Below are 24,421 nucleotides of genomic sequence, written 5' to 3'. Positions count from 1 at the left end.
ACTGGAACGGAAGGCACCGCCGCGTGAACGCCACACCACCACAGGAACCGCTCGACCCGCGGGACCGCCCCGCCCGGCTGACCGTGGGCGTGGTCGGGGCGGGCCGTGTCGGCCCCGCCCTCGCCGCCTCGCTCCAGCTGGCCGGGCACCGGCCGGTGGCCGTCTCGGGCGTCTCGGACGCCTCCGTGCGCCGGGCCGCCGAGCTGCTCCCGGACGTGCCCCTCGTGCCGCCCGCCGAGGTGCTGGCCCGCGCCGAGCTCGTGCTGCTGACGGTTCCCGACGACGCGCTGCCCGGCCTCGTGGAGGGCCTGGTCGGCACCGGCGCCGTGCGGCCGGGGCAGCTGCTCGTGCACACCTCGGGCCGGTTCGGCGCCACGGTGCTCGACCCGGCGACCCGCGTGGGGGCGCTGCCGCTCGCGCTGCACCCGGCGATGACGTTCACCGGGACGGCCGTGGACGTACAGCGGCTCGCGGGCTGCTCGTTCGGCGTCACCGCGCCCGAGGAGCTGCGGCTCGCGGCCGAGGCGCTGGTCATCGAGATGGGCGGCGAGCCCGAGTGGATCGAGGAGACGGCCCGCCCGCTGTACCACGCGGCCCTCGCGCTCGGCGCGAACCACCTCGTCACCCTGGTCGCCCAGTCCATGGAGCTGCTGCGCGCGGCCGGGGTCGCGGCCCCCGACCGGATGCTCGGCCCGCTCCTCGGCGCCGCCCTGGACAACGCGCTGCGCTCGGGGGACGCCGCCCTGACCGGCCCGGTCGCCCGCGGCGACGCGGGCACCGTCGCGGCGCACGTCGCCGAGCTGCGCAAGCACGCCCCCGGCGCCGTCGCCGGCTACCTGGCCATGGCCCGTACGACGGCGGACCGGGCACTCGCACACGGCCTGCTCAAGCCGGAGCTCGCCGAAGACCTGCTGGGCGTCCTCGCGGAGGGGGACCTGCGATGAGCCGTCAGACCAGGCACGACGTCGAGCTGGTGCCCACGCGCGAGGACCTCCGGTACGTCGTCGGGCACCGCGCAGTCCCCGGCCGCACCGCCGTCGTGATGACCATGGGAGCCCTCCACGAAGGCCACGCCGCGCTCGTCCGGGCCGCCCGTGAGCACGTCGGCGACGAGGGCTTCGTCATCGTCACCGTCTTCGTCAACCCGCTGCAGTTCGGAGCGGGCGAGGACCTCGACCGCTACCCGCGCACGCTCGACGCCGACCTCGCGGTGGCCCGGGACGCTGGCGCCGACGTGGTGTTCGCCCCCTCGGTCGACGAGGTCTACCCGGGCGGCGAGCCGCAGGTGCGCATCAGCGCCGGTCCCATGGGGGAGGTGCTGGAGGGCAGGACGCGCCCCGGCCACTTCGACGGCATGCTCACCGTCGTCGCCAAACTGCTGCACCTCACCTCGCCGGACGTCGCGCTGTTCGGCCAGAAGGACGCCCAGCAGCTCGCCCTGATCCGCCGCATGGTCCGCGACCTGAACTTCCCCGTGGAGATCGTGGGCGTGCCGACCGTCCGCGAGGACAGCGGCCTCGCCCTCTCCAGCCGCAACGCGTACCTGTCGCACGCCGAGCGCCGGACAGCCCTCGCACTGTCCCGCGCGCTGTTCGCCGCCGGCGACCGCCTCGCCGCGCAGCAGGCGCTGCACGCGCGCGCCGAGGCCGTTCCCGCCGCACCCGCCCGCGCCGCCGCCCTGTCCGCGATGGGCGAGGCCAGGGCCGCCGCCGACGCCCACGCGGTGGCCCTGTCCGCCCCGCCGGGCGGTGCGGACGCCGTGCGGGCCGCGGCCCGCACCGTGCTGGACGAGGCCGCGCAGGCCGATCCGCCGCTCCAGCTGGACTACTTGGCGCTCGTCGACCCCGCCACCTTCACCGAGGTCCCCGACGACCACACCGGTGAGGCGGTCCTCGCCGTCGCCGCGAAGGTCGGCACGACCCGCCTCATCGACAACATCCCGCTGACCTTCGGAGCCCAGCAGTGACCGGAATACGGCTGACCGCCCCCGCCCCCGGCTGGGCCATCGAGGCCGACGTCGTCGTGGTCGGCTCCGGCGTCGCGGGCCTCACCGCCGCCCTGCGGTGCGCCGCCACCGGTCTGAGCACCGTCGTGGTCACCAAGGCGCGCCTCGACGACGGCTCCACCCGCTGGGCGCAGGGCGGCATCGCCGCCGCGCTCGGCGAGGGCGACACCCCCGGGCAGCACCTCGACGACACCCTCGTCGCGGGGGCGGGGCTGTGCGACGAGGAGGCGGTGCGCACTCTGGTCACCGAGGGACCGGACGCCGTGCGGCGGCTGATCGCCACCGGCGCCCGCTTCGACAAGAACCCCGCGTCGGGCGAGATAGAGCTCACCCGCGAGGGCGGCCACCACCGCCGCCGCATCGCCCACGCGGGCGGCGACGCGACCGGGGCCGAGATCTCCCGCGCCCTGGTCGACGCGGTCCGCGACCAGGGACTGCGCGCCATCGAGAACGCCCTGGTCCTCGACCTGCTCACCGACGCCGACGGCCGCACGGCCGGCATCACGCTGCACGTCATGGGCGAGGGCCAGCACGACGGCGTCGGCGCCGTCCACGCCCCCACCGTCGTGCTCGCCACCGGCGGCATGGGCCAGGTCTTCTCGGCGACCACCAACCCCGCCGTCTCCACCGGCGACGGCGTGGCGCTGGCGCTGCGCGCCGGGGCCGAGGTGTCGGACCTGGAGTTCGTGCAGTTCCACCCCACCGTGCTGTTCCTCGGCGCGGACAGCGAGGGCCAGCAGCCGCTGGTGTCCGAGGCGGTACGGGGCGAGGGCGCGTATCTCGTGGACGCGGCCGGCACGCGCTTCATGGTCGGGCAGCACGAGCTGGCCGAGCTCGCCCCGCGCGACATCGTCGCCAAGGGCATCATGCGCCGGATGCAGGAGCAGGGCGCCGCGCACATGTACCTGGACGCCCGCCACTTCGGCGCCGAGATGTGGGAGCAGCGCTTCCCCACCATCCTCGCGTCCTGCCGCGCGCACGGCATCGACCCCGTCACCGAGCCGATCCCCGTCGCGCCCGCCGCGCACTACGCCTCCGGCGGCGTGCGCACCGATCTGCACGGCCGCACCACCGTCCCCGGCCTCTACGCCTGCGGCGAGGTCGCCTGCACCGGCGTCCACGGCGCCAACCGGCTCGCGTCCAACTCGCTCCTGGAGGGCCTCGTCTTCGCCGAGCGGATCGCGGCCGACATCGCCTCCCGCGAGGCCGGCCCCGCCGGCGCGCCCCGGGAGGCGACCGGCGACACCGTCCCGCTGCTCGCGCCCGAGGAGCGCCACGAGATCCAGCGGATCATGACGCACGGCGCCGGCGTGATCAGGACCGCGGCCAGCCTCGACGGCGCGGCCGGCGCCCTGGAGGAGCTGTCGCTCACCGCGGCCCACGACGCCGACGGTCCCAAGGCGGCCGAGCCCGGCGTCGAGTCCTGGGAGTCCACCAACCTGCTCCTCGTCTCCCGGGTCCTCGTCGCCGCGGCCCGCGAGCGCGCCGAGACCCGCGGGTGCCACTGGCGCGAGGACCACCCCGACCGCGACGACACCGGCTGGCGCCGCCACATCACGGTGCGGCTCACCCCCGACCGCCGCCTCGTCGTCCGGCGCACCGACGACGAGGCCCTTCCGCCCGTACCGCCCATCGCCCCCAGGGAGCCGCAATCGTGACCACGCCCGAAGAACGTCCGGAGCCCGTGGACGTACCGCTGATCCAGATCGGCGCACCCGCCGCGTCCGACGCGGGCTGCGGCGACGGCTGCGGCTGTGCCGACGAGACGTACGAGAGCGGCCTCGACCCCGCCCTCGCCGAGCTGCTGGCGGCCGCCGGACTCGACCCCGTGCAGGTCGAGGACATCGCCCACCTCGCCATCGAGGAGGACCTCGACGGCGGTGTGGACGTCACCAGCGTGGCGACCGTCCCGCAGGACGCCGTCGCCACCGGCGACTTCACGGCCCGCGAGGCGGGCACGGTCGCGGGGCTGCGGGTCGCCGAGGCCGTCCTGTCGATCGTGTGCACCTCCGACTTCGAGGTCGAGCGGCACGTCGAGGACGGCGACCGCGTCGAGGCGGGCCAGAAGCTGCTCTCGGTCACGGCGGGCACGCGCGACCTGCTCACCGGCGAGCGCAGCGCGCTGAACATCCTGTGCCGCCTCTCGGGCATCGCGACCGCCACCCGCGCCTGGGCCGACGCACTCGAAGGCACCAAGGCCAAGGTCCGCGACACCCGCAAGACGACGCCCGGCCTGCGCGCCCTGGAGAAGTACGCGGTGCGCTGCGGCGGCGGCGTCAACCACCGGATGTCGCTGTCCGACGCGGCGCTGGTCAAGGACAACCACGTGGTGGCGGCGGGCGGGGTCGCCGAGGCGTTCAAGGCCGTGCGCGACCGCTTCCCCGACCTCCCGATCGAGGTCGAGGTCGACACGCTGCACCAGGTCCGCGAGGTGATCGACGCGGGCGCCGACCTGATCCTGCTGGACAACTTCACCCCGACCGAGACCGAGGAGGCCGTCACGCTGGTGGCGGGCCGCGCGATCCTGGAGTCCTCCGGCCGCCTCACCCTGGCCAACGCCCGCGCGTACGCCGAGACGGGCGTCGACTACCTGGCGGTGGGCGCGCTCACGCACTCGTCCCCGATCCTCGACATCGGCCTCGACCTCCGCGAGGTCGACGCCTGATGCTGCTCACCATCGACGTCGGCAACACCCACACCGTGCTGGGCCTCTTCGACGGCGAGGAGATCGTCGAGCACTGGCGCATCTCCACCGACGCGCGCCGCACCGCGGACGAGCTGGCCGTCCTGCTCCAGGGGCTGATGAGCATGCATCCCCTGCTCGGGGAGGAACTGGGCGACGGCATCGAGGGCATCGCGATCTGCTCCACCGTCCCCTCGGTGCTGCACGAGCTGCGCGAGGTCACCCGTCGTTACTACGGCGACGTCCCGGCGGTCCTCGTCGAGCCCGGCATCAAGACCGGCGTCCCGGTCCTCACGGACAACCCCAAGGAGGTCGGCGCCGACCGCATCATCAACGCGGCCGCGGCGGTCGACCTGTACGGGGGCCCCGCGATCGTCGTCGACTTCGGCACGGCGACGACGTTCGACGCGGTGAGCGCACGGGGCGAGTACGTGGGTGGCGTGATCGCCCCCGGCATCGAGATCTCCGTCGACGCGCTCGGCGTCAAGGGCGCCCAGCTCCGCAAGATCGAGGTCGTCCGCCCGCGGAGCGTGATCGGCAAGAACACGGTCGAGGCGATGCAGGCGGGCATCGTGTACGGCTTCGCCGGCCAGGTGGACGGGGTGGTCCACCGGATGAAGCGGGAGCTGGCGGAGGACCCGGACGAGGTGACGGTGATCGCGACGGGCGGTCTGGCGCCGATGGTGCTGGGCGAGTCGTCGGCGATCGACGAGCACGAGCCGTGGCTGACGCTGATCGGGCTGCGCCTGGTCTACGAGCGGAACGTCTCGCGCATGTGACGCCCGGGCGGCGGCCCGGGCGTTCCCTCGGGGCGCAACGCCCGCGTTCGTACCATTAAGTGGAATTTGTGCCGTCGGCTCGTATGGTCGGGCCATGCCCACGCCATACGGATCCCACGGCGGCATGGCGTTCGGCGCTGACGAGCTGCGTGTGCTCCGACGCGCCCTCGCCGCCGCCCTCCATCCCGTCCCCCTCGCCGACGAGGACGTCAGGGAGTGCCTGAGACTGGCCGACTCCGTCGACGAGGCCGTACGCGAGGGGGGCCGCCTGCGGGACTTCCTCGTCGCGGATCTCGCCCGCTACCGCGCCGCCCTGCCCGGCTCCGCCACCGGCTATCTGGAGCTCCTCCAGGAAGCGCTGGCCGCCGGCCACGAGCCCCTGACCGACGATCTCGCCGCGCTGCGCGCCCTGCGGGACAACCCGGTGGCCGCCGCCGTGCTCCGGCGCTGTCTGGCGCTCGCCGAACAGTCCGTGCGGGCCCGGCTCGCCGGGCGGACCGTACCCGCACCGGCGGTGCACGTGCCGGCGCCCGCCGGCGCCCGCCGCGCCCGGCTCATGGCGCTGCCCGGCGGACGCGCCGCCGAGGACCCGAAGAGCAAGCCCCAGCCGCAGCCGCAGAAGCCGAAGCCCACACCGCCCGCCCCGGACGAGCGGCCCGTGCCGAAGCCCTCGGAGGTCTTCCCGCCACGCCGCAAGCCGGCGCCCCCACCGGAGCAGCGCGCCGCCGGATAGCTACTCTGGAGGGCATGGACTACGTTTCCGCGCTCGTGCCCCCGGTGGTGATGGCCGCCTTCTTCATCGGTCTGGTCGTGACGATCGTCAAGAGCCAGGGCGGTTCGAACAAGGCCAAGGAGGACGCGGCCGTGGACGCCGCGCTCGCCCGCGCCGAGTCGGCCCGGCAGGCCGGGCCCGACGCCTGACCCCAGCAGCACAACGCAGCAGCACAACGAGGACGTACGGCAGATTCCAGGCCGTACGTCCTTTTTGCTCCGTCAATAGGCGATGACTCCTGGATCTCCCACTATGGTGGCAATGTGCCCCGTCAATTGGGAGAGCTCGAAGACGCCGTCATGACCCGGGTCTGGCAATGGAACCGGCCGGTCACGGTCAGGGAAGTCCTGGAAGACCTCCAGCAGGAACGGTCCATCGCCTACACCACCGTCATGACGGTAATGGACAATCTCCATCAGAAGGGCTGGGTGCGCAGGGAAGTCGAGGGCCGCGCCTATCGATATACGGCCGTCTCCACCCGGGCCGCCTACGCGGCCGCTCTGATGAACGAAGCCTGGTCCAAGAGCGACAACCCCGCCGCCGCACTCGTCGCCTTCTTCGGCATGATGTCGCCCGAGCAGCGCGAGCAGCTGCAAGCCGCCATGCGCATCGTTCAGGGCGGCGAGGCCGCCGAGGGCCCGGGCCCCGCAGGGCGATAGCGTCGGGCCATGTCTTATGCCGCAGCAAATGCCATCACCGTCCGGCGGGCCCGGACCAGCGATGTACCGGACGTCCGCCGTCTCGTGGATCCGTACATGAGTGAAGGCATCCTGCTCGACAAAGCAACGGTCACCCTTTACGAAGCCATCCAGGAGTTCTGGGTCGCGGAACGCGACGCGGACGCCCGGGTTGTCGGCTGCGGCGCCCTCCACGTGATGTGGGAAGACCTCGCCGAAGTGCGCACACTCGCCGTGGACCCGGCCTTCCAGGGGCACGGCATCGGGCACCAGGTACTGGGCAAGCTGTTGCAGACCGCCCGCTGGCTGGGAGTGCGCCGGGTTTTCTGCCTCACCTTCGAAGTGGACTTCTTCTCCAAGCACGGCTTCGTCGAGATCGGCGAGACGCAGACCCCGGTGGACACGGATGTCTACGCCGAGCTGCTGCGCTCCTATGACGAGGGTGTCGCCGAGTTCCTGGGTCTCGAACGAGTGAAGCCGAACACCTTGGGCAACAGCCGGATGCTTCTGCACCTGTGATCGCCCCAAGGACACGGATCTCTATGTCCGAATCGCGCACGTTTCCCGTGTTCTCGCGGATCTGAACCTCTGCCGAGGGTTTGTGTTTTTCCGGGAAAAGCGGTTTCCTTTCCGCGTACTGCATTTTCGATGAAAGGAAATCCGGTGGCACAGAAGGTTCAGGTCCTTCTTGTCGACGACCTCGACGGCGGCGAGGCGGACGAGACGGTGACGTTCGCTCTGGACGGCAAGACCTACGAGATCGACCTCACCACCGCCAATGCGGACAAGCTCCGGAGCCTCCTCGAGCCCTACGCGAAGAACGGCCGGCGCACCGGCGGTCGCGCGGCGACCGGCCGTGGCAAGGGCCGTGCGGCGGCGGGTGGCAACAAGGACACCGCCGAGATCCGCGCCTGGGCAAAGGCGAACGGCTTCGAGGTGAACGACCGTGGCCGCGTCCCGGCGACCGTCCGTGAGGCCTACGAGAAGGCCAACGGCTGAGTTTCCGTCCGCTGCACCCGCGCGCGTCCGACACGCAGCAGCCGGACGCGGTGGCACTCCGTTGCCGCCGTGTCCACCAGCCGCACGAGATCGGGGGCATGTCCGATGTCCCCGAATCCGGCGAGAGCCGGCAGCCGGCTCCCGCGTCCGGGAGGGCGCAGCCAGCGGGCGGCTCCCCGGACGTGGTCACGTCCGGGCGGTGGCGGGGCGGTCATCCGCCCGCCCTCGCCGACGGCGGTCAGGTCGAGAGCGACTCCGCCCCATTCGAGCCAGTCGAGCAGCCCCGGCAGCTCCTCGGCGCTCCCCGCGGCCACCAGCAGCCGCATTCTGCGGCCCTGCACGGCCACGGGCCCGGTCCGCTCCGTGCGCCGCAGCACAGCGGCCCCGGCGTCCGCCGGCAGCTCCAGTACGTCGAAATCCCGCCCCGTCAGCAGCTGCGCGGGCGAGCCGTCGGCCACCGCCCAGCCGAGTGCGCTGCGATACCAGTACGCGGCGTCGCCTTCGAGGGGTACACGGGGATGCGGGACGGCCAGGACCATGCCCGGGGAACTGCGCACCGGCGCCAAGGGTTACGCAGGGTGTGATGTTCGTCGCACAGGGTGCCGGAATCGGGAGCGCCCCGGCTCGTGGAACGGCGCAAGGTTGTTCGCCCGTAGCTGAGGGAACGGGTGCGCGCGGCATGGAGTGTCAGTGCTTACGGGTAAGACATTCCTAGTGGGGAGGGGCGACACGCTCGCCGGGCCGTCTCGCGTTCGCCATCGGCGTACTGATGGTGAGGGTAACTGCCTGGCCTGCGGGAACATCGTCTCGCACCATCGGGTTGGAGCAGTTGTCGGCGTTCAGGGGTCAGGAGGCCACAGACGGGTGTCGGCAGTTGGAATGAGCGGTCCCCGCTTGCGGGACTAAGCTGCGGAAGGACAGGGAGGGGACCGACCCCTTACTGCCTGACCGCTCTGAGGAGCGATTAACGATGTTCGAGAGGTTCACCGACCGCGCGCGGCGGGTTGTCGTCCTGGCTCAGGAAGAAGCCCGGATGCTCAACCACAACTACATCGGCACCGAGCACATCCTCCTGGGCCTTATCCACGAGGGTGAGGGTGTCGCCGCTAAGGCCCTGGAGAGCCTCGGGATTTCGCTCGAGGCGGTCCGCCAGCAGGTGGAGGAGATCATCGGCCAGGGCCAGCAGGCCCCGTCCGGGCACATCCCCTTCACGCCCCGTGCCAAGAAGGTCCTGGAGCTGTCGCTCCGGGAGGCTCTTCAGCTGGGCCACAACTACATCGGCACCGAGCACATCCTGCTCGGCCTGATCCGCGAGGGCGAGGGCGTCGCCGCCCAGGTCCTCGTGAAGCTGGGCGCCGATCTCAACCGGGTGCGGCAGCAGGTCATCCAGCTGCTCTCCGGCTACCAGGGCAAGGAGGCCGCCACGGCAGGCGGCCCGGCCGAGGGCACCCCCTCGACCTCCCTCGTCCTCGACCAGTTCGGCCGGAACCTCACCCAGGCCGCTCGTGAGTCCAAGCTCGACCCGGTCATCGGGCGCGAGAAGGAGATCGAGCGGGTCATGCAGGTGCTGTCCCGCCGTACCAAGAACAACCCTGTGCTCATCGGCGAGCCCGGCGTCGGAAAGACGGCGGTCGTCGAGGGCCTGGCACAGGCCATCGTCAAGGGCGAGGTGCCCGAGACCCTCAAGGACAAGCACCTCTACACCCTCGACCTGGGTGCGCTGGTCGCCGGCTCCCGCTACCGCGGTGACTTCGAGGAGCGCCTGAAGAAGGTCCTCAAGGAGATCCGCACCCGCGGCGACATCATCCTGTTCATCGACGAGCTCCACACCCTGGTGGGTGCGGGTGCCGCCGAGGGCGCGATCGACGCGGCTTCGATCCTGAAGCCGATGCTCGCCCGTGGTGAGCTGCAGACCATCGGCGCCACCACGCTCGACGAGTACCGCAAGCACCTGGAGAAGGACGCGGCCCTCGAGCGCCGCTTCCAGCCCATCCAGGTCGCCGAGCCGTCGCTGCCGCACACGATCGAGATCCTCAAGGGTCTGCGCGACCGCTACGAGGCCCACCACCGGGTCTCCATCACGGACGAGGCGCTGGTCCAGGCCGCCACCCTGGCCGACCGGTACATCTCGGACCGCTTCCTGCCGGACAAGGCGATCGACCTGATCGACGAGGCCGGTTCCCGGATGCGCATCCGCCGGATGACCGCGCCGCCGGACCTGCGCGAGTTCGACGAGAAGATCGCCGGTGTGCGCCGGGACAAGGAGTCCGCGATCGACTCCCAGGACTTCGAGAAGGCGGCCTCTCTCCGCGACAAGGAGAAGCAGCTGCTGGCGGCGAAGGCCAAGCGGGAGAAGGAGTGGAAGGCCGGCGACATGGACGTCGTCGCCGAGGTCGACGGCGAGCTGATCGCCGAGGTCCTCGCGACCGCCACCGGCATCCCGGTCTTCAAGCTGACCGAGGAGGAGTCCTCGCGTCTGCTGCGCATGGAGGACGAGCTCCACAAGCGCGTCATCGGGCAGAAGGACGCCATCAAGGCCCTCTCGCAGGCCATCCGCCGTACGCGAGCCGGTCTGAAGGACCCGAAGCGCCCCGGTGGCTCGTTCATCTTCGCCGGCCCCTCGGGTGTCGGTAAGACCGAGCTCTCCAAGACGCTCGCCGAATTCCTCTTCGGCGACGAGGACGCGCTGATCTCCCTCGACATGTCGGAGTTCAGCGAGAAGCACACGGTTTCCCGTCTCTTCGGTTCCCCGCCCGGATACGTGGGTTACGAAGAGGGCGGCCAGCTCACCGAGAAGGTGCGCCGGAAGCCGTTCTCCGTCGTCCTCTTCGACGAGGTCGAGAAGGCCCACCCCGATATCTTCAATTCCCTTCTGCAGATCCTGGAGGACGGTCGTCTGACCGACTCCCAGGGCCGCGTCGTGGACTTCAAGAACACGGTCATCATCATGACGACCAACCTCGGGACCCGGGACATCTCCAAGGGCTTCAACCTGGGCTTCGCCGCCCAGGGTGACGTCAAGACCGGATACGAGCGGATGAAGGCGAAGGTCAACGAGGAGCTCAAGCAGCACTTCCGGCCGGAGTTCCTCAACCGTGTCGACGACACGGTCGTCTTCCACCAGCTCACCGAGGACGACATCATCCAGATCGTCGACCTCATGATCGCCAAGGTGGACGAGCGTCTGAAGGACCGGGACATGGGCATCGAGCTCAGCTCCACGGCCAAGTCGCTCCTCGCCAAGAAGGGCTACGACCCGGTCCTGGGCGCCCGGCCGCTGCGCCGGACGATCCAGCGCGAGATCGAGGACATCCTGTCGGAGAAGATCCTCTTCGGCGAGCTGCGCCCCGGTCACATCGTGGTCGTGGACACCGAGGGCGAGGGCGAGCAGCAGAAGTTCACCTTCCGCGGCGAGGAGAAGTCGGCTCTGCCGGACGTCCCGCCCATCGAGCAGGCGGCCGGCGGCGGCAAGGGGCCGAACCTGTCGAAGGACGCGTGACGGTCCCCCGGGCCGGTTGACGCACCAGGGCCGGGCCCCGGATCCGTAAAGGATCCGGGGCCCGGCCCTTTGCGTGCCCGCGGCCCTGCCCCGAGTCCCGTGCCGGGACCGGATCCGGTGGCCGGCGGCCGATGCGGGCGGGGTCAGCAGTGGGCGGGCTTGCGCCAGGAGCATTCGAGGGCGGTGTCCGGTTCCGCCGTGCGGGCGCGGGGCGGCCGTGCGGCCGTGATCGTGCCCTTCGCGGTGTCCGAGGACGCCAGCGTCACGACGATCGCGTCCTCGATGCTCTTGACCGAGGAAGCCAGGTAGTTGTTCAGGACGACGCTGTAGACGAGTTCCCGGCCGCCCGCGTCGGTGACGTACCCCGACAGTGCCGAGGCGCCGGTGAGCGAGCCCGTCTTGGCGCGGGCGTTGAGCGCCGCGGGGGTGGAGCACATCCGGGAGCGCAGGGTGCCGCCCACCGCGCGGTCAGGGGCGCAGGCCACGGGCAGCGACGCGTACCAGTCCTGGTACCAGGGCTCGTCGCGCACGGAGAGCAGCAGGGTGGTCAGCTCCTCGGCGGGGAAGAGGTTCATCCGGGACAGGCCGGAGCCGTCGACCTGGCGCAGGGACCCGGTCCGTACGCCCTCCTTCGCCAGATGGCGGGCGACGGCCGCAAGGCCCGCGTCCCATGTGCCGCGGCCCGAGGCCCGGTGGCCGATCGTCTTCGTCAGGGCTTCGGCGTGCATGTTGTTCGAGAGCTTCATGAAGGGGCGCATCAGCTCCTTGAGCGGCATGGAGCGGTGCGAGGCGAGCGTGCGGGCGCCGGGCGGGGCGGGACGGCCCAGACGCGGGCTGCCGGCGATCCGTACGCCGTGGGAGGCGAGCGCGTCCGCGAAGACGGCGGCGGCGTAGCCGGTGGGCTCCCAGACGGTGATCCACTCCTTGGTGGGGCTCGCGCCGAGGGGGATGTCGCCGCTGACGGTGATCGTGTTGGTGCCGTGGCGGCGTTCCACGGCCAGCGTGTCGGGGCGGCCCTGCTCCACGGTCGTGCCCTGGATGTCGAGGCGTACGTAGTCGTTCGGCGGGGTCAGTTTCACCGTCGGCCGGTCGCCGGGGCGGGCGCCGGGCGTCGCCTCGACGACGACGGTGCCGGAGTCGTAGTCGGTGTCGGGGGCGAGGGTGAGCGCCGAGATCTGCGCCGAGTAGTACGAGGACTCGTCGTCGGCCGCCCAGGAGCGGCCGAGGCGCTGGTCGTCGAAGCGGGTGTCGTCGGCGACGAGGCGTCCGGTGACCCGCTCGATCCCGCTCGCGGCGAGGTCTGCGGCGAGGCGGTCGTAGTCCTTGGCGAGCATCGTGGGGTCGCCGCTGCCGCGCAGGTAGAGGTCGCCGTGCAGGGTGGAGCCGCGGCGCGCGCCGGTGGCCAGGACGTCGGTGGTGTAGCGGTGGTCCGGGCCGAGGAGGGCCATGGCGGCGACGGACGTGGGGAGCTTGGTGTTGGAGGCGGGCATCAGGCGGTCGGCCGCGTCGCGCCGGTAGAGGCGCTCGCCGGTGGTGGCGTCGGCGACGACGACGCTCGCGGAGCCGCCGTCGAGGCGGGCGTCGGCGAGGATCGTGTCGATCGCGTCGCCCAGGCCGGTGTCCGAGGGGCCGGCCCCCGCGGGGGAGCTCAGGGTGAGGGTGCAGGCGAGTCCGGCGACGGCGGTCCAGATCCATCCGCGGCGGTGGCCGCGGCGGCGGTTCACGGGATTCACGGGTCTGCTCATGCCCGGGAGGATCCCGTAAGCGCATCCGCTCCGGAAGGACGCCTGACGGCCGTGTCGTGTGGCCCCGGTCACCGCGAAATGCCGCATTCCGGGCGCTTGTCGCCGGGCCGCGACGGCGCCGCGCCCGTGGCCTGGGTCACGATTCCGGGGCCCTGGACGGGCCCTGCCCGTGACAAGGCGCACAGGACGAATCGGACCTACTAGACGCAATAGTGTCGTGGCGGCACTCGGGGCCGGGACGTTCGGTCCGGTGTCGGGCGGGACTTTGGTCCCTTGGCCGGTCCCTGCGCCCAGCGGCGCGGCGCGCAACGCGTGGGCGTGGCCGGGACGTGCGGCTAAACACCTCCGTGGGGGCATTTGTCGGCCTTGTTTCGACGATCCGTCGGATGCGTCCCGACGGCGTCAAGAGTCCGATTCCCAGGACCTCTCCTACGACGTGATGTCGTAGTTAGGGCATTTGAGGCGACTTGGGGGGCCGGGTTACCAATGTGGAGCCAGCCCGGCGAGCACGCCGGGTCCATTCATGCCCGGAGGTTCTCCCGTATGTCGAAGCGCACCATGATCCACCGACTCCGCCCGTCCGTGCTCCGTACCCGTGGGGCCGTCGTGGCCGCCGGAATGGGTGCCGTGATGGTCGTCGGAGCCGGTGCGGGTGTCGCCTCCGCCGATGCGGGCAAGGCCCCGGCCGTCGTGGACGCCGCGTCCGCCGTCGCCGCGCAGGCCGACGCCCAGGCGAAGGTCGCCGCGCAGGCGAAGGCCGAGGCCGCGGCGAAGAAGGCCGATGCCGCCAAGAAGGCCGCCGCGAAGAAGGTCGCCAAGAAGCCGGCCGCGTGGGTCAAGCCCGTCAACAAGTACACGCTGACCGCGAGCTTCGCCCAGGGCGGCGCCATGTGGTCCGCCAAGCACTCCGGCCAGGACTTCGCCGTTCCGATCGGCACCCCCGTCAAGGCCGCCGGCGCCGGCACCGTCGTCAAGGCCGGCCCGAACGGCGGCGGCGACGGCCCCGCGTACGGCAACGCCATCGTGGTCAAGCACGCCAACGGCAAGTACTCGCAGTACGCCCACCTGTCGAAGATCAACGTCTCCATCGGCTCGACCGTGAAGGCCGGCCAGACGATCGCGAAGTCCGGCAACACCGGCAACTCGTCCGGCCCGCACCTGCACTTCGAGATCCGTACGACCCCGAACTACGGCTCGGCGCTCAACCCGGTGTCCTTCCTGCGCACCGTCGGCGTCACCATCTGACGCACCCGGAACACCACCCGGAACACCACCCGGGACCGCACCCCGAAGGGCTCAGCCCCGGGCGTGGTGCGCCTGGGCGATCAGATCGAGGGCGACCTCGAGGGCGGCATCACGCTTCTCCTCGGGGTCGCCCTCGATGTCTTTCAGGGCGAACATCGCCGCGTGCAGCGTGAACAGCGCGGAGACGCAGCGGACCTGGTCCTTCAGCTCCGTGTCGGGCTCCCTGAGCAGCCCGAGCATGGTGATCATGCGGTCCTTGAAGGACTCGCCGATGCTGAGCTCGCGCATCGTCGCCTGGTTCTCCTGCATGAAGCGGAACAGCGGTGCCGCGGCGGTCAGCGCGTCGTTGTAGCGCCGCAGCACCTGCTCCTTCGTCTCCAGCGTGCGCGGCTGTCCCTGCGCCCATTCGATCAGCTCGTCCATGGGCCGCGTCAGGTCCTGGAAGAGGCTGACGACGATGTCTTCCTTGGTCTTGAAGTGGTAGTAGAGCGCGGCCTTGGTGACGTCGAGGGCCTCGGCGATCTCGCGCAGCGACGTCTTCTCGTACCCCTGCTCGGCGAACAGCTCCAGGGCCACGTCCTGGATGCGCTGCCGTGTGTTGCTCCGGCGCGGCTGCCGTGTGCTGCCCATGCTGTCTCTCCGCTCCCGAAAAACTTACTTGACGCCCGGCTAGTTAGCGGTCTACCGTCCCCCAGTGTAGTAACTAGCCGGGCGGCAAGTAAGTCACAGGGGAGCGGAAGAGATGGCGGACACGGTGAAACAGCAGGCGGCCTCGCGGGCCGTGGCGGGGGAGAAGGGGGCGCGTCCCGAGCGAAGCGTGCGCGTGGTGATGCTCGCGCTCATGATCGCGATGCTTCTGGCGATGCTGGACAACATGATCGTGGGCACCGCGATGCCCACCATCGTCGGAGAACTCGGCGGACTGGAGCACCTGTCCTGGGTGGTCACGTCCTACACCCTCGCGACGGCGGCCTCCACCCCGATCTGGGGCAAGCTCGGCGACCTGTACGGCCGCAAGGGCGTCTTCCTCACCGCGATCGTGATCTTTCTGATCGGCTCCGTGCTCAGCGGCATGGCCCAGGACATGGGCCAGCTGATCGGCTTCCGCGCGGTGCAGGGACTGGGCGCAGGCGGTCTGATGGTCGGCGTGATGGCGATCATCGGCGACCTCGTGCCGCCGCGGGAGCGCGGCCGGTACCAGGGCATGATGGCCGCCGTCATGGCCATCGCCATGATCGGCGGACCGCTGGTCGGCGGCACGATCACCGACCACCTCGGCTGGCGCTGGAGCTTCTACATCAACGTGCCGCTCGGCGCGGTCGCCCTCGCCATGGTCACCGCGGTGCTCCACCTGCCCGGCAAGCCGCGCAGCACGGCCCGCGTCGACTACCTGGGCGCCGCGCTGCTGACGATCGGCATCACCGCGATCGTGCTGGTCACCACCTGGGGCGGTACGGAGTACGCCTGGGACTCGGCCGTGATCATGGAGCTGGCGGCCATCGGCGTCGCCTCGCTCGTGGGCTTCCTGTTCGTGGAGGCGCGGGCCGCCGAGCCGATCATGCCGCTGCACATCTTCCGCAGCCGCAACTTCACGCTGATGTCCGTGATCGGCTTCTTCACCGGTTTCGTGATGTTCGGCGCGGTGCTCTTCCTGCCGCTGTTCCAGCAGTCGGTCCAGGGCGCGTCCGCGACCAACTCCGGACTGCTCCTGCTGCCGCTCCTGCTGTCGATGCTCGCCGTCTCGATGGTCGCGGGCCGGGTCACGACCAACACCGGCCGGTACCGCGTCTTCCCCATCATCGGCGGCGCCCTGATGGTCGCCGGCCTGTTCCTGCTGGCCACCATGGACACCGGCACCTCGCGGCTGACCGCCGGGCTCTACATGGCCGTCCTCGGCGCCGGCATGGGCTTCCTGATGCAGATCACCATGCTCGTCGCGCAGAACAGCGTCGAGATGAAGGACATGGGCGTCGCCTCCTCCGCCGCGACACTCTTCCGCACGCTCGGCAGCTCCTTCGGCGTCGCCATCATGGGGGCGCTGTTCACCAGCAGGGTCCAGGACGAGATGGCCGCACGGGGCGGGGCGCAGGCGACCGCCGGCTCCGCCCAGCTGGACGCGGCGAGCCTCGCGAAGCTGCCGGACCCGGTCCGGGAGGCGTACGAGTTCGCGGTCGCGTCGGGCACGCACGCCGCCTTCCTGGTCGGCGGGGCCGTCGCGGTGATCGGGCTGGTGGCCGCCTTCTTCGTCGAGGAGGTCCCGCTGCGGGGCGCGGCCCCGGCCCCGTCCCCCGCCGAGGAGTCCGCGGAGTCGGACGGTGCGGAGGAGAAGCTCACCGAGCGGGTCTGAGCACTGCGCACACAGGAATGCCGATGGCCCGGGGCAACGCCCCGGGCCATCGGCCGTGTACGCCGCGGGGTCTGTGCCGTCAGTCGTCCAGCGGCAGCATCGGGAAGCTGCCCGTGTTCGTCGGGGCGTGCTCCGGCAGCCACAGCACCGCGATCGCCCCGCCCGACGCGCCCAGCGGGGTCGAGCCCTGCGGTGCCGCGTTGCGGAAGGTCAGGCGGGCGCCGAGCACCCGCGCCTGTCCGGCCGCGATCGTCAGCCCCAGGCCGTGGCCCGTCCCGGCCCGGTCGCTCGCGCCCGTGCGGAACCGGCTCGGCCCCTCGCGCAGCAGCGCCTCGGGGAACCCGGGCCCGTGGTCCCGTACGCGCACCACCCGGCCCTCGACGGTCACCTCGACGGGCCCCTTGCCGTACTTCATGGCATTGGTCAGCAGATTGCCCAGGATGCGCTCCAGGCGGCGCGGATCGGTGTTGACCCAGGACTCGTGGACGACCCGGATCTCCGCCTCGGGGTGCAGCGCGGCCACCCGCCGGCCGACGAACTCCGCGAGCTGGATCTCCTGGAGCTCGGCCCGCTCCGACGCGCTGTCGAGCCGCGCGACCTCCAGGACGTCCTCCACCAGCGTGCGCATCGCCTGGGCCCGGTCCCGCACGAGCTCGGTCGGGCGCCCGGGCGGCAGCAGCTCCGCCGCGGTCAGCAGACCGGTCACGGGCGTGCGCAGCTCGTGCGCGATGTCGGCCGTCACCCGGCGTTCCGCCTCGATACGGGACTGCAGCGCGTCCGTCAGGGCGTCCACCGCGCGGGCCAGCTCGTCCGTCTCGTCGCGTACGAGCCCGCCGATGGCGTCCCTGACGCGTACGTCGGTGTTGCCCTGCGCCACGTTGCCCGCGGCCGCCGCCGCCTTGCGCAGCCGGCGCGAGAGCTGGCCGCCGATGAGCACGCCGAGCGCGGAGCCGCACAGCACGACGGACACCGAGCCGATGATCAGGGCCCGGTCGAGGTCCTTCATCACGGTGGCGCTGCGGCCGGCGAACTCGGTGTGCAGGGACAGCACGTCGCCGTTGGCCAGCGGTACGGCGGCCCAGATCTCGGGCGTCTCGCCGTGGTCGTCGACGTAGCTGCCGCGCCGGTTCTCGCGCATCAGCTTCTGCAGCTCGTCGGGGAGGGCCGGATCGTTGATCTTGCTGTTGAAGCGCGGGTCGCGGTTCTTGGAGGTCTCGAACCAGCGCTGGGCGAGCAGGATGCGGTCCATCTGCACGTCGCGGGCGTTGTCGAGCATGGACACGCGCGCCGCGTTGTGCACGACCAGGCTCAGCGCCATGGCGATGAGCGCGCCGACGGCGGCGATGGCGATGCTGATCTTCCACCGGACGCCGGTGCGCAGGGTGCCGATGCGCAGGGTGGGGCGTCTCATCCGACGGGGTCCTGTCCGACGTTCATACGGCCTGCGTCACGCCTTCAGCTTGTAACCGAAGCCACGGACCGTCTCGATGCGGTCCTGGCCGATCTTCGTCCGCAGCCGCTGCACATGGACGTCCACGACGCGGGTGTCGCCGCCCCAGCCGTAGTCCCAGACCCGCTCCAGGAGTTTGTCGCGCGAGAGCACCGTCCCGGGCGTGGACGAGAACTCCAGCAGCAGCCGCATCTCCGTGGGCGTCAGACCGACCGGCGTGCCGCCCTTGCGGACCTCCATGCCCTCGGTGTCGATCTCCAGGTCGCCGAAGACCAGCACGCCGCCCTGGTCCTGCTGCCCGGCGGCCGCCTCGGTCGCACCGCCGCTCGCGTGCCCGAAGCGGCGCAGCACCGCGCGGATGCGGGCCACGAGGACCGCGCCGTCGAACGGCTTCGTCACGTAGTCGTCGGCGCCCGCCTCCAGACCGAGCACCACGTCGATGGAGTCCGCGCGCGCCGACAGCATGATCACCGGAACCGTCGACTCGTCGCGGATGCGGCGGCACAGGCTCACACCGTCAAGGCCGGGCACCATCACGTCGAGCAGCGCGATGTCCGGCCGGTTCGCCCGGAACGCCTCCAGGCCCTGGAGTCCGTCGGGCATGGCCGTGACCGTGAAGCCGTCGCGCTCCAGCGCGAGCTGGGTGGCCTCGCGGATGACATCGTCGTCTTCGACGAACAGGACATGGGTCTCGGCCATCCGTCAGCTCTCAGCTCTCGTTTCTCGTCGGGATCGATTCTCTGTGGGCGGGGGTGGGGTCAGTTGTCGCTGGGGGCGGGTGCCTCCGAGGCCACGACCTCCCCCTCGCCGACCGACCGGCTGTACTCGTTGCGCACCCAGAACTGCTGGGCGAACTTCCCGGCCGACCAGCGGTAGGTGGTGACCTCCTCGCCGGACGGCTCGGCCACCGGATCGCCCTTGGCGTACACCTGCTTGGTCACCACCAGGTCGCCCCGGTCGATCGCCGAGTACACCGCGGGCTCTTCGACGGCGAAGACATTCTCGTACCCCGAGCCGTTCTCCCGGTACACGTACGTGCCCATGCCGACGGCGTCGGCGCAGGTCATCACGTTGACCACGACATCGGGGGCCGAGCTGCCGGTGAGAACGCCGTACGAGGTGTCCACCGGGTACGAGTCCTTGGCGCACGGCCGCAGGTCCGCCTTGACCCGGGCACTGACCTTCGGGTCGTTCTTGAGCAGCTCCACCGCGTCGACGGCCTTCGTGAACGGCCCGCCGCTGCCGGACGGCGCCGGGGAGGGCGTGGCCTTCGCCGCGTGGTCGGACGGGGCCGCCCCCTCGTCCTGGAGCCCCGAGCCCCCGGTGGAACAGCCCGCGGCCAACAGGGCAAAGGCGACCAGCCCGGCCGTCGCCGTGCTGCCCGCCACCCGTGTCCCGCTGCCGCCTCTGCCTGTCAGGCCGCGCACCGCTCCCGCTCCCGTTCGCCCTGCTGGTGGGTACGCCGCGACTCGTCGCGCTCCAGGGCGCGGGCGTCCAGGTCCCGCGACTGGAGCTCCTGGCGGAGCTTGGCGAGCGCCCGGTGCAGCGTGCTCTTCACCGTACCCGCCGACATGCCCAGCGCGGCGGCCGTCTCCTCGGTGCTCATCTGCTCCCAGTGCCGCAGCACGACCACGCTGCGCTGCTTGGGCGCGAGCACCTTGAGAACGTCCATCAGCAGGGCGCGGTCGGCGCGCTGCTCGCTGCCGTCCTCGACGCTCGCGTCGGGCAGCTGCTCGGTGGGGACCTCTTCGAGCTTGCGGGCACGCCACCACTCGGTGCGCGTATTGATCATCACCCGGCGAAGGTACGCGTCCGCGAGCGACTTGTCCGCGATTCCGTCCCAGCGGCCGTAGGTGCGCACCAGTGCCGTCTGGAGCAGGTCCTGTGCCTCGACGGGGTCGGGGACGAGACGCCGGGCGCTGCGCAGCAGCGCCTCCTGCCGGGTGCGTACGTACTCCTCGAAGTCGAGCACCTCGCCGTGCGCCATTCCAACCGCCTCCGTCCCCGTGAAACCCCGTGTGTCCTTGCCCGAGAGAAGCTACGGACGGGTTGTCACGGCGCTGTGCGGAGCAGCCGTCGGGCGGCGCACGGCCGTCCATCGGTTGTGTAACGGCTTACGGGACCGTGGTTGACCAGGGCAGGGGCCGTTGGTGGTTGCTGCCGGTGGTCGCTTCAGTCGTGGTGAACCGTGACCGGGTCGTGGTCGGTCCAGGCGGGGCCGTCGGCGGCCCACCCGGACCGGTTCAGCCGAGCGGCAGCCGGTAGAGGCCGCCGTCCAGGGGCTCGACGAGACCGTCGGCGACGAGCCCGTCCAGTGCCCGGCCCCGCTGCACCGGCTCGTCCCAGACCGCGTCCAGCACCGACTGGGGCACGGGTGTCATGGCCTCCCTCAGAACCGCCAGCAGCCGGCCGCGCACCTGGCGGTCCGTGCCGGCGTACGTCTGGCCGCGGCGCGCCGGCCCCTCGTGCGCGGGTTTCCCCGCGAGCCGCCAGGCGCACCGCGCGGCGATCGGGCAGCGGCCGCAGTCCTCGTTCCGGGCGGTGCAGACCAGCGCGCCGAGCTCCATGGACGCCGCCGCCCAGCGGGCCGCGGTGCCCTCCTCGTCGGGGAGCAGCGCGCGGGCCAGGCGTCGCTCGGCGGCGGTTGTCGCGTTCGGCGGGTACTGGATGCCGGTCGCGGCGCGGGCGAAGACCCGCCGCACATTGGTGTCCAGCACCGCGTGGCGCTGGCCGTACGCGAAGGAGGCGACCGCCGCCGCCGTGTACTCGCCGATGCCCGGCAGGGCGAGCAGCTGCGCGTGGTCGCGCGGCACCTCGCCGCCGTGCCGCTCCGCTATGGCCTGTGCGGCGCCGTGCAGGCGCAGCGCACGGCGCGGGTAGCCGAGCCGCCCCCAGGCGCGGACGGCCTCGCCGGGCGCCTCCGCCGCGAGGTCGGCGGGGCGCGGCCAGCGGGCCAGCCACTCCTCGTACACCGGGAGGACCCGGGAGACCGGGGTCTGCTGCAGCATGAACTCGCTGACCATCACGCCCCACGCGCCGGCCTCCGGGCGGCGCCAGGGCAGATCACGGGCGTGCTGGTCGAACCAGGCGATGACGGGGACGTGGAGGGCTTCGGGGTCGAGGGCGTCGGGCGTCTGGGAATCGTGAGTGACAGTCATGGCAGCACGATCCTGGCACGCCCCGGCGGCCACGCGCCGCATGCAGCCGCCACCGGGCGGGTGCGGCGGGGTCGGCACCGGCGGGCGCCGCCCGGCCGGAACCGCGTCACCTGTGGTGGGAGACCTCGGTGGGGCGGGCAGCGCCGGGGGCTGCGGGGCCGGGGCCGGCGAACCAGAGCACGACGCCCGCCCCGCTCGTGCGCATGGTGCCGATCAGTGCCTGGGCCGGGCGCCGCAGTGCCGCCGTGCAGACCGCCGCGACAAGCGCGCCGATCACCAGGCCGGCCAGGACGTCGTGCGGATAGTGCACACCGACGAAGACGCGGGAGAAGGCCATCAGCAGTGCCATCGGCACCGTCAGCACGGCGATCCGGGGCCAGGCGATCGCGAGCGCCACGGCCGCCGCCCCGGCGATGGCCGCGTGGTTGCTCGGGAAGGACCAGTCGCCGGTCGGCGGACAGGGCACCAGGGACGCGGCCGCCTCAGTGACCGTGCGGCACGGACGCTCCTCGTCCACAAGGGACTTGAGGGATTCGCCCGCCACGTACCCGACCGCCGTCACGAGCGGCGCGAGGACCGCGAGGGCTATCGCGCGCAGGTCCCCGGTGCGAGACCGCCACCAGGCGACGAGGAACAGCACGCCGAAGAGCAACAGCCCTGCCTCCGTCCACAGTTCGGCGAGGTGCTGCACCCACGAGGGCGTGGTGTGGGCGAAGTCGGTGATGTCGCGGTAGAGATCGCGCGTGATGCTGCTGTCCATGGTCACGGACCGTATCGTCTCCGGGCGGACTGGTCACGCTTTGCGACCGTCCGGGGCCACCCCCGAAGGCAACTGCCCTGCGAGAAGCGGCCCGTGATGACGGCCCGTGATGATGATCTACAGAACTTCGCGCTCAGGGCGGCGGGTGGGGCGGGAGTTGGGCACGATCTCTCGTAGAGTTCGGTCCGTGGGATCTCTGCGCAATCCGATCGGGCCGCTTCCCTCCTCCATCTACTGGCGACGGAGGGCAGTCGCGGCGTCACTGGTCGCGCTGCTCGCGGTGCTGATCGTGTGGGCCGTCACGTCCGGCGGGGACGGCGACGGCACGAACACGGCGGACGGCAAGGGCCCGGCCCCCGCACCCTCGATCACGCCCGGACCCGACCAGTCCGGCCCCGCGATCAGCCAACAGCCCGGCGGACGCGACGAGTCGGGGGACGGCGCGACCGGTTCCGGCGGCGCGGGAGGCTCCGGCGACGGCTCCGCGAGCCCCGGCGGTACGGACAGCGCGGGCAGCACCACCGGCGCCACCTCGGGTGGCTCCGGCACCACGGGCGGTACGTCCGGCGGCGCCCCCGGCGTACAGGTCCCGGCCGGCTCCGCGCTCCCCAACTGCGCACCCGGCTCACTGAAGTTGACTCTCGGCACCACCAAGGTGTCCTACGCGCCGGGTGAGAAGCCCGCGTTCAGGCTCGTCGTCGCCAACTCCTCGCCCACGACGTGCAAGGCGGACTTCGGCCCGAAGGCCGCCGTGTTCACCGTCGCCGACAGCGAGGACAAGGACGTGTGGTCCTCGGCCCACTGCCCGCGCACGGCCCCGGCGCGGTTCCTGCGCGTCCCCGCAAACGGGACGATCACGCACACCGTCGAGTGGGACAGGAAGCGCAGCGCGCCGCAGTGCCCGACGCCGGCACCGGGCAGTGCGGGGCCGGGCACCTACCTGGTCGAGGCGTCGTTCCCGGGCGCCACGGTGCTGCCCGCGTCGTTCCGCCTGGACAAGGACTGACCGGTCAGGGCCGGGTCGCGGCAAGCGGCCGACCGGTCGCGGACCCGGCAGTTGCCCGACCGGTCACGGACCCTGCATACGGGTGAGGGGCCTCATGACCAGGTCATGAGGCCCCTCACCCGTATGCCGTCTCAGACGTACCGCTCCAGGATCGACGACTCCGCGAGCCGCGACAGGCCCTCGCGCACGCTGCGCGCCCGCGCCTCGCCGACGCCGTCCACGGCCTGGAGGTCGTCCACGCTGGCGGCCAGCAGCTTCTGCAGCCCGCCGAAGTGCTCCACGAGCCGCTCGATGATCGCGCCCGGCAGCCGGGGCACCTTCGCCAGCAGGCGGTAACCGCGGGGCGAGACCGCGGAGTCCAGCGTCTCGGGCGAGCCGCTGTAGCCCAGCGCGCGTGCCACGACGGGCAGTTCGAGCAGCTCGGTGTGGGTGAGGGCGTCGAGCTCCGCCAGCGCCTCGTCCACGGTGCGTGAGCGCTGGGGGCCCCTCCCAGGCGAAGCTCTGGGGGACGTCGGCTCGGGCACGTAGTCGCGGACGACCAGCTCGCGCTCGGGCTCCACGCCCGCGATCAGCTCGTCGAGCTGGAGCGCGAGGAGGCGGCCGTCGGTGCCCAGCTCCACCACGTACTCGGCGATCTCGGTGGCGATCCGGCGCACCATCTCCAGGCGCTGCGCCACCGCCGTGACGTCCCGGACGGTGACCAGGTCCTCGATCTCCAGCGCCGACAGCGTGCCCGCGACCTCGTCGAGGCGGAGCTTGTAGCGCTCCAGGGTGGCCAGCGCCTGGTTGGCCCGCGACAGGATCGCGGCGGACTCCTCCAGGACGCGGCGCTCGCCGTCCACGTACAGCGCGATCAGCCGCATCGACTGGGACACGGACACCACCGGGAAGCCGCACTGGCGCGAGACCCGGTCGGCGGTGCGGTGCCGGGTGCCGGTCTCCTCGGTCGGGATGGAGGCGTCCGGGACGAGCTGGACGCCGGCCCGGTGGATCTTGGAGATGTCCTTGTCGAGGATCAGGGCACCGTCGAGCTTGCACAGCTCGCGCAGCCGGGTCGCGGTGAACTCCACGTCCAGCACGAAGCCGCCGGTGCACATCGACTCGACGGTCTTGTCCATGCCGAGAACGATCAGTCCACCGGTGTTCCCCCTCAGGATGCGCTCCAGGCCGTCGCGCAGGGCGGTGCCCGGGGCGACCGCGCTCAGGGCGGCGCGGATCAGCGCTTCGTTGCCCGTGCCTTGGCCGGACTTTCCGGGTGCTGCTGCCCCGTCCTTGGCTGCCACTGCACTCCTCCGG

General features: G+C 71.8%; 24 protein-coding genes. 14 read left to right on the top strand and 10 right to left on the bottom strand.

Annotated elements, in window-relative coordinates; translation table 11 throughout:
* The first annotated feature begins 23 nt into the window (after positions 1-23).
* The 10 genes from ACF08N_RS18840 to ACF08N_RS18795 all read left to right on the top strand — a co-directional run bounded on the left by ACF08N_RS18840 (position 24) and on the right by ACF08N_RS18795 (position 7,915).
* Positions 24-944 carry a Rossmann-like and DUF2520 domain-containing protein gene (locus ACF08N_RS18840; RefSeq protein ID WP_392325747.1) on the top strand — a complete coding sequence of 307 codons (921 nt, stop codon included), beginning with the start codon at positions 24-26 and terminating at the stop codon, positions 942-944.
* Positions 941-1,966 (top strand): pantoate--beta-alanine ligase, encoded by a 1,026-nt coding sequence (panC, locus tag ACF08N_RS18835; RefSeq protein ID WP_392325746.1) that lies wholly within the window; start codon positions 941-943, stop codon positions 1,964-1,966. The genes ACF08N_RS18840 and panC overlap by 4 nt, the downstream gene beginning before the upstream one ends.
* On the top strand, positions 1,963-3,663 hold the full coding sequence (locus tag ACF08N_RS18830) for an L-aspartate oxidase (protein WP_392325745.1): 1,701 nt from the start codon (positions 1,963-1,965) through the stop codon (positions 3,661-3,663). Before panC ends, ACF08N_RS18830 begins: the two co-directional genes overlap by 4 nt.
* On the top strand, positions 3,660-4,670 hold the full coding sequence (nadC, locus tag ACF08N_RS18825) for a carboxylating nicotinate-nucleotide diphosphorylase (RefSeq protein ID WP_392325744.1): 1,011 nt from the start codon (positions 3,660-3,662) through the stop codon (positions 4,668-4,670). The genes ACF08N_RS18830 and nadC overlap by 4 nt, the downstream gene beginning before the upstream one ends.
* Complete coding sequence (locus ACF08N_RS18820) at positions 4,670-5,467, top strand: type III pantothenate kinase (protein WP_392325743.1); 798 nt, start codon at positions 4,670-4,672, stop codon at positions 5,465-5,467. Before nadC ends, ACF08N_RS18820 begins: the two co-directional genes overlap by 1 nt.
* A gap of 124 nt (positions 5,468-5,591) precedes the next feature.
* On the top strand, positions 5,592-6,200 hold the full coding sequence (locus ACF08N_RS18815) for a hypothetical protein (protein ID WP_392326002.1): 609 nt from the start codon (positions 5,592-5,594) through the stop codon (positions 6,198-6,200).
* A gap of 14 nt (positions 6,201-6,214) precedes the next feature.
* Positions 6,215-6,388, top strand: coding sequence for a hypothetical protein (locus tag ACF08N_RS18810; RefSeq protein ID WP_392325742.1), 174 nt, complete (start codon positions 6,215-6,217; stop codon positions 6,386-6,388).
* Between the two features lie 114 nt (positions 6,389-6,502).
* A complete protein-coding gene (locus ACF08N_RS18805; RefSeq protein ID WP_392325741.1) occupies positions 6,503-6,898 on the top strand; it encodes a BlaI/MecI/CopY family transcriptional regulator in 396 nt (131 codons plus the stop codon).
* A gap of 9 nt (positions 6,899-6,907) precedes the next feature.
* Positions 6,908-7,435: an amino-acid N-acetyltransferase gene (locus ACF08N_RS18800; protein ID WP_392325740.1), complete on the top strand. Its 528-nt coding sequence runs from the start codon at positions 6,908-6,910 to the stop codon at positions 7,433-7,435.
* Positions 7,436-7,579: 144 nt separating this feature from the next.
* A complete protein-coding gene (locus ACF08N_RS18795) occupies positions 7,580-7,915 on the top strand; it encodes an Lsr2 family protein (protein WP_392325739.1) in 336 nt (111 codons plus the stop codon).
* On the opposite strand, the gene ACF08N_RS18790 is transcribed toward ACF08N_RS18795, so the two are convergent.
* A complete protein-coding gene (locus ACF08N_RS18790; RefSeq protein ID WP_392326001.1) occupies positions 7,894-8,454 on the bottom strand; it encodes an SCO3374 family protein in 561 nt (186 codons plus the stop codon). The genes ACF08N_RS18795 and ACF08N_RS18790 overlap by 22 nt on opposite strands.
* A 431-nt stretch (positions 8,455-8,885) precedes the next feature.
* Between ACF08N_RS18790 and ACF08N_RS18785 the strand changes: the two genes are divergently transcribed.
* Positions 8,886-11,414 carry an ATP-dependent Clp protease ATP-binding subunit gene (locus tag ACF08N_RS18785; protein WP_392325738.1) on the top strand — a complete coding sequence of 843 codons (2,529 nt, stop codon included), beginning with the start codon at positions 8,886-8,888 and terminating at the stop codon, positions 11,412-11,414.
* 143 nt (positions 11,415-11,557) lie between these two features.
* Here the strand turns inward: ACF08N_RS18785 and dacB are convergent, their stop codons facing one another.
* Complete coding sequence (gene dacB, locus ACF08N_RS18780; protein ID WP_392325737.1) at positions 11,558-13,159, bottom strand: D-alanyl-D-alanine carboxypeptidase/D-alanyl-D-alanine-endopeptidase; 1,602 nt, start codon at positions 13,157-13,159, stop codon at positions 11,558-11,560.
* A 543-nt stretch (positions 13,160-13,702) separates the two neighbouring features.
* On the opposite strand from dacB, the gene ACF08N_RS18775 reads away from it, so the two are divergent.
* The gene (locus tag ACF08N_RS18775) at positions 13,703-14,404 is read left to right on the top strand and encodes a M23 family metallopeptidase (protein ID WP_392325736.1); all 702 of its coding nucleotides are present in this window, start codon (positions 13,703-13,705) and stop codon (positions 14,402-14,404) included.
* A 51-nt stretch (positions 14,405-14,455) separates the two neighbouring features.
* On the opposite strand, the gene ACF08N_RS18770 is transcribed toward ACF08N_RS18775, so the two are convergent.
* On the bottom strand, positions 14,456-15,034 hold the full coding sequence (locus ACF08N_RS18770; protein WP_392325735.1) for a TetR/AcrR family transcriptional regulator: 579 nt from the start codon (positions 15,032-15,034) through the stop codon (positions 14,456-14,458).
* A 112-nt stretch (positions 15,035-15,146) separates the two neighbouring features.
* On the opposite strand from ACF08N_RS18770, the gene ACF08N_RS18765 reads away from it, so the two are divergent.
* Positions 15,147-16,751 carry an MDR family MFS transporter gene (locus ACF08N_RS18765; RefSeq protein ID WP_392325734.1) on the top strand — a complete coding sequence of 535 codons (1,605 nt, stop codon included), beginning with the start codon at positions 15,147-15,149 and terminating at the stop codon, positions 16,749-16,751.
* Positions 16,752-16,830: 79 nt separating this feature from the next.
* Here the strand turns inward: ACF08N_RS18765 and cseC are convergent, their stop codons facing one another.
* The 6 genes from cseC to ACF08N_RS18735 all read right to left on the bottom strand — a co-directional run bounded on the left by cseC (position 16,831) and on the right by ACF08N_RS18735 (position 22,119).
* Positions 16,831-18,162 (bottom strand): two-component system sensor histidine kinase CseC, encoded by a 1,332-nt coding sequence (gene cseC / locus ACF08N_RS18760; RefSeq protein WP_392325733.1) that lies wholly within the window; start codon positions 18,160-18,162, stop codon positions 16,831-16,833.
* Positions 18,163-18,198: 36 nt separating this feature from the next.
* Positions 18,199-18,900 (bottom strand): two-component system response regulator CseB, encoded by a 702-nt coding sequence (gene cseB, locus ACF08N_RS18755; protein ID WP_392325732.1) that lies wholly within the window; start codon positions 18,898-18,900, stop codon positions 18,199-18,201.
* A gap of 59 nt (positions 18,901-18,959) precedes the next feature.
* The gene (locus ACF08N_RS18750) at positions 18,960-19,628 is read right to left on the bottom strand and encodes a hypothetical protein (RefSeq protein WP_392325731.1); all 669 of its coding nucleotides are present in this window, start codon (positions 19,626-19,628) and stop codon (positions 18,960-18,962) included.
* On the bottom strand, positions 19,616-20,188 hold the full coding sequence (locus tag ACF08N_RS18745; RefSeq protein WP_392325730.1) for a SigE family RNA polymerase sigma factor: 573 nt from the start codon (positions 20,186-20,188) through the stop codon (positions 19,616-19,618). Before ACF08N_RS18745 ends, ACF08N_RS18750 begins: the two co-directional genes overlap by 13 nt.
* A gap of 256 nt (positions 20,189-20,444) precedes the next feature.
* Positions 20,445-21,359, bottom strand: a complete 915-nt coding sequence (locus tag ACF08N_RS18740; RefSeq protein WP_392325729.1) for an A/G-specific adenine glycosylase — start codon at positions 21,357-21,359, stop codon at positions 20,445-20,447.
* 106 nt (positions 21,360-21,465) lie between these two features.
* Positions 21,466-22,119 carry a phosphatase PAP2 family protein gene (locus ACF08N_RS18735; protein WP_392325728.1) on the bottom strand — a complete coding sequence of 218 codons (654 nt, stop codon included), beginning with the start codon at positions 22,117-22,119 and terminating at the stop codon, positions 21,466-21,468.
* 187 nt (positions 22,120-22,306) lie between these two features.
* Here ACF08N_RS18735 and ACF08N_RS18730 point away from each other — a divergent pair, with 187 nt between their 5' ends.
* The gene (locus ACF08N_RS18730; RefSeq protein ID WP_392325727.1) at positions 22,307-23,125 is read left to right on the top strand and encodes a hypothetical protein; all 819 of its coding nucleotides are present in this window, start codon (positions 22,307-22,309) and stop codon (positions 23,123-23,125) included.
* A gap of 131 nt (positions 23,126-23,256) precedes the next feature.
* Here ACF08N_RS18730 and disA read toward each other — a convergent pair whose 3' ends face one another.
* Positions 23,257-24,408, bottom strand: coding sequence for a DNA integrity scanning diadenylate cyclase DisA (disA, locus tag ACF08N_RS18725; RefSeq protein ID WP_392325726.1), 1,152 nt, complete (start codon positions 24,406-24,408; stop codon positions 23,257-23,259).
* Between the last annotated feature and the right edge of the window lie 13 nt (positions 24,409-24,421).

It is taken from the genome of Streptomyces sp. NPDC015127 (genome assembly GCF_043080095.1).
Classification (GTDB): domain Bacteria; phylum Actinomycetota; class Actinomycetes; order Streptomycetales; family Streptomycetaceae; genus Streptomyces.
This window is presented reverse-complemented; position numbering and strand designations above follow the sequence as displayed.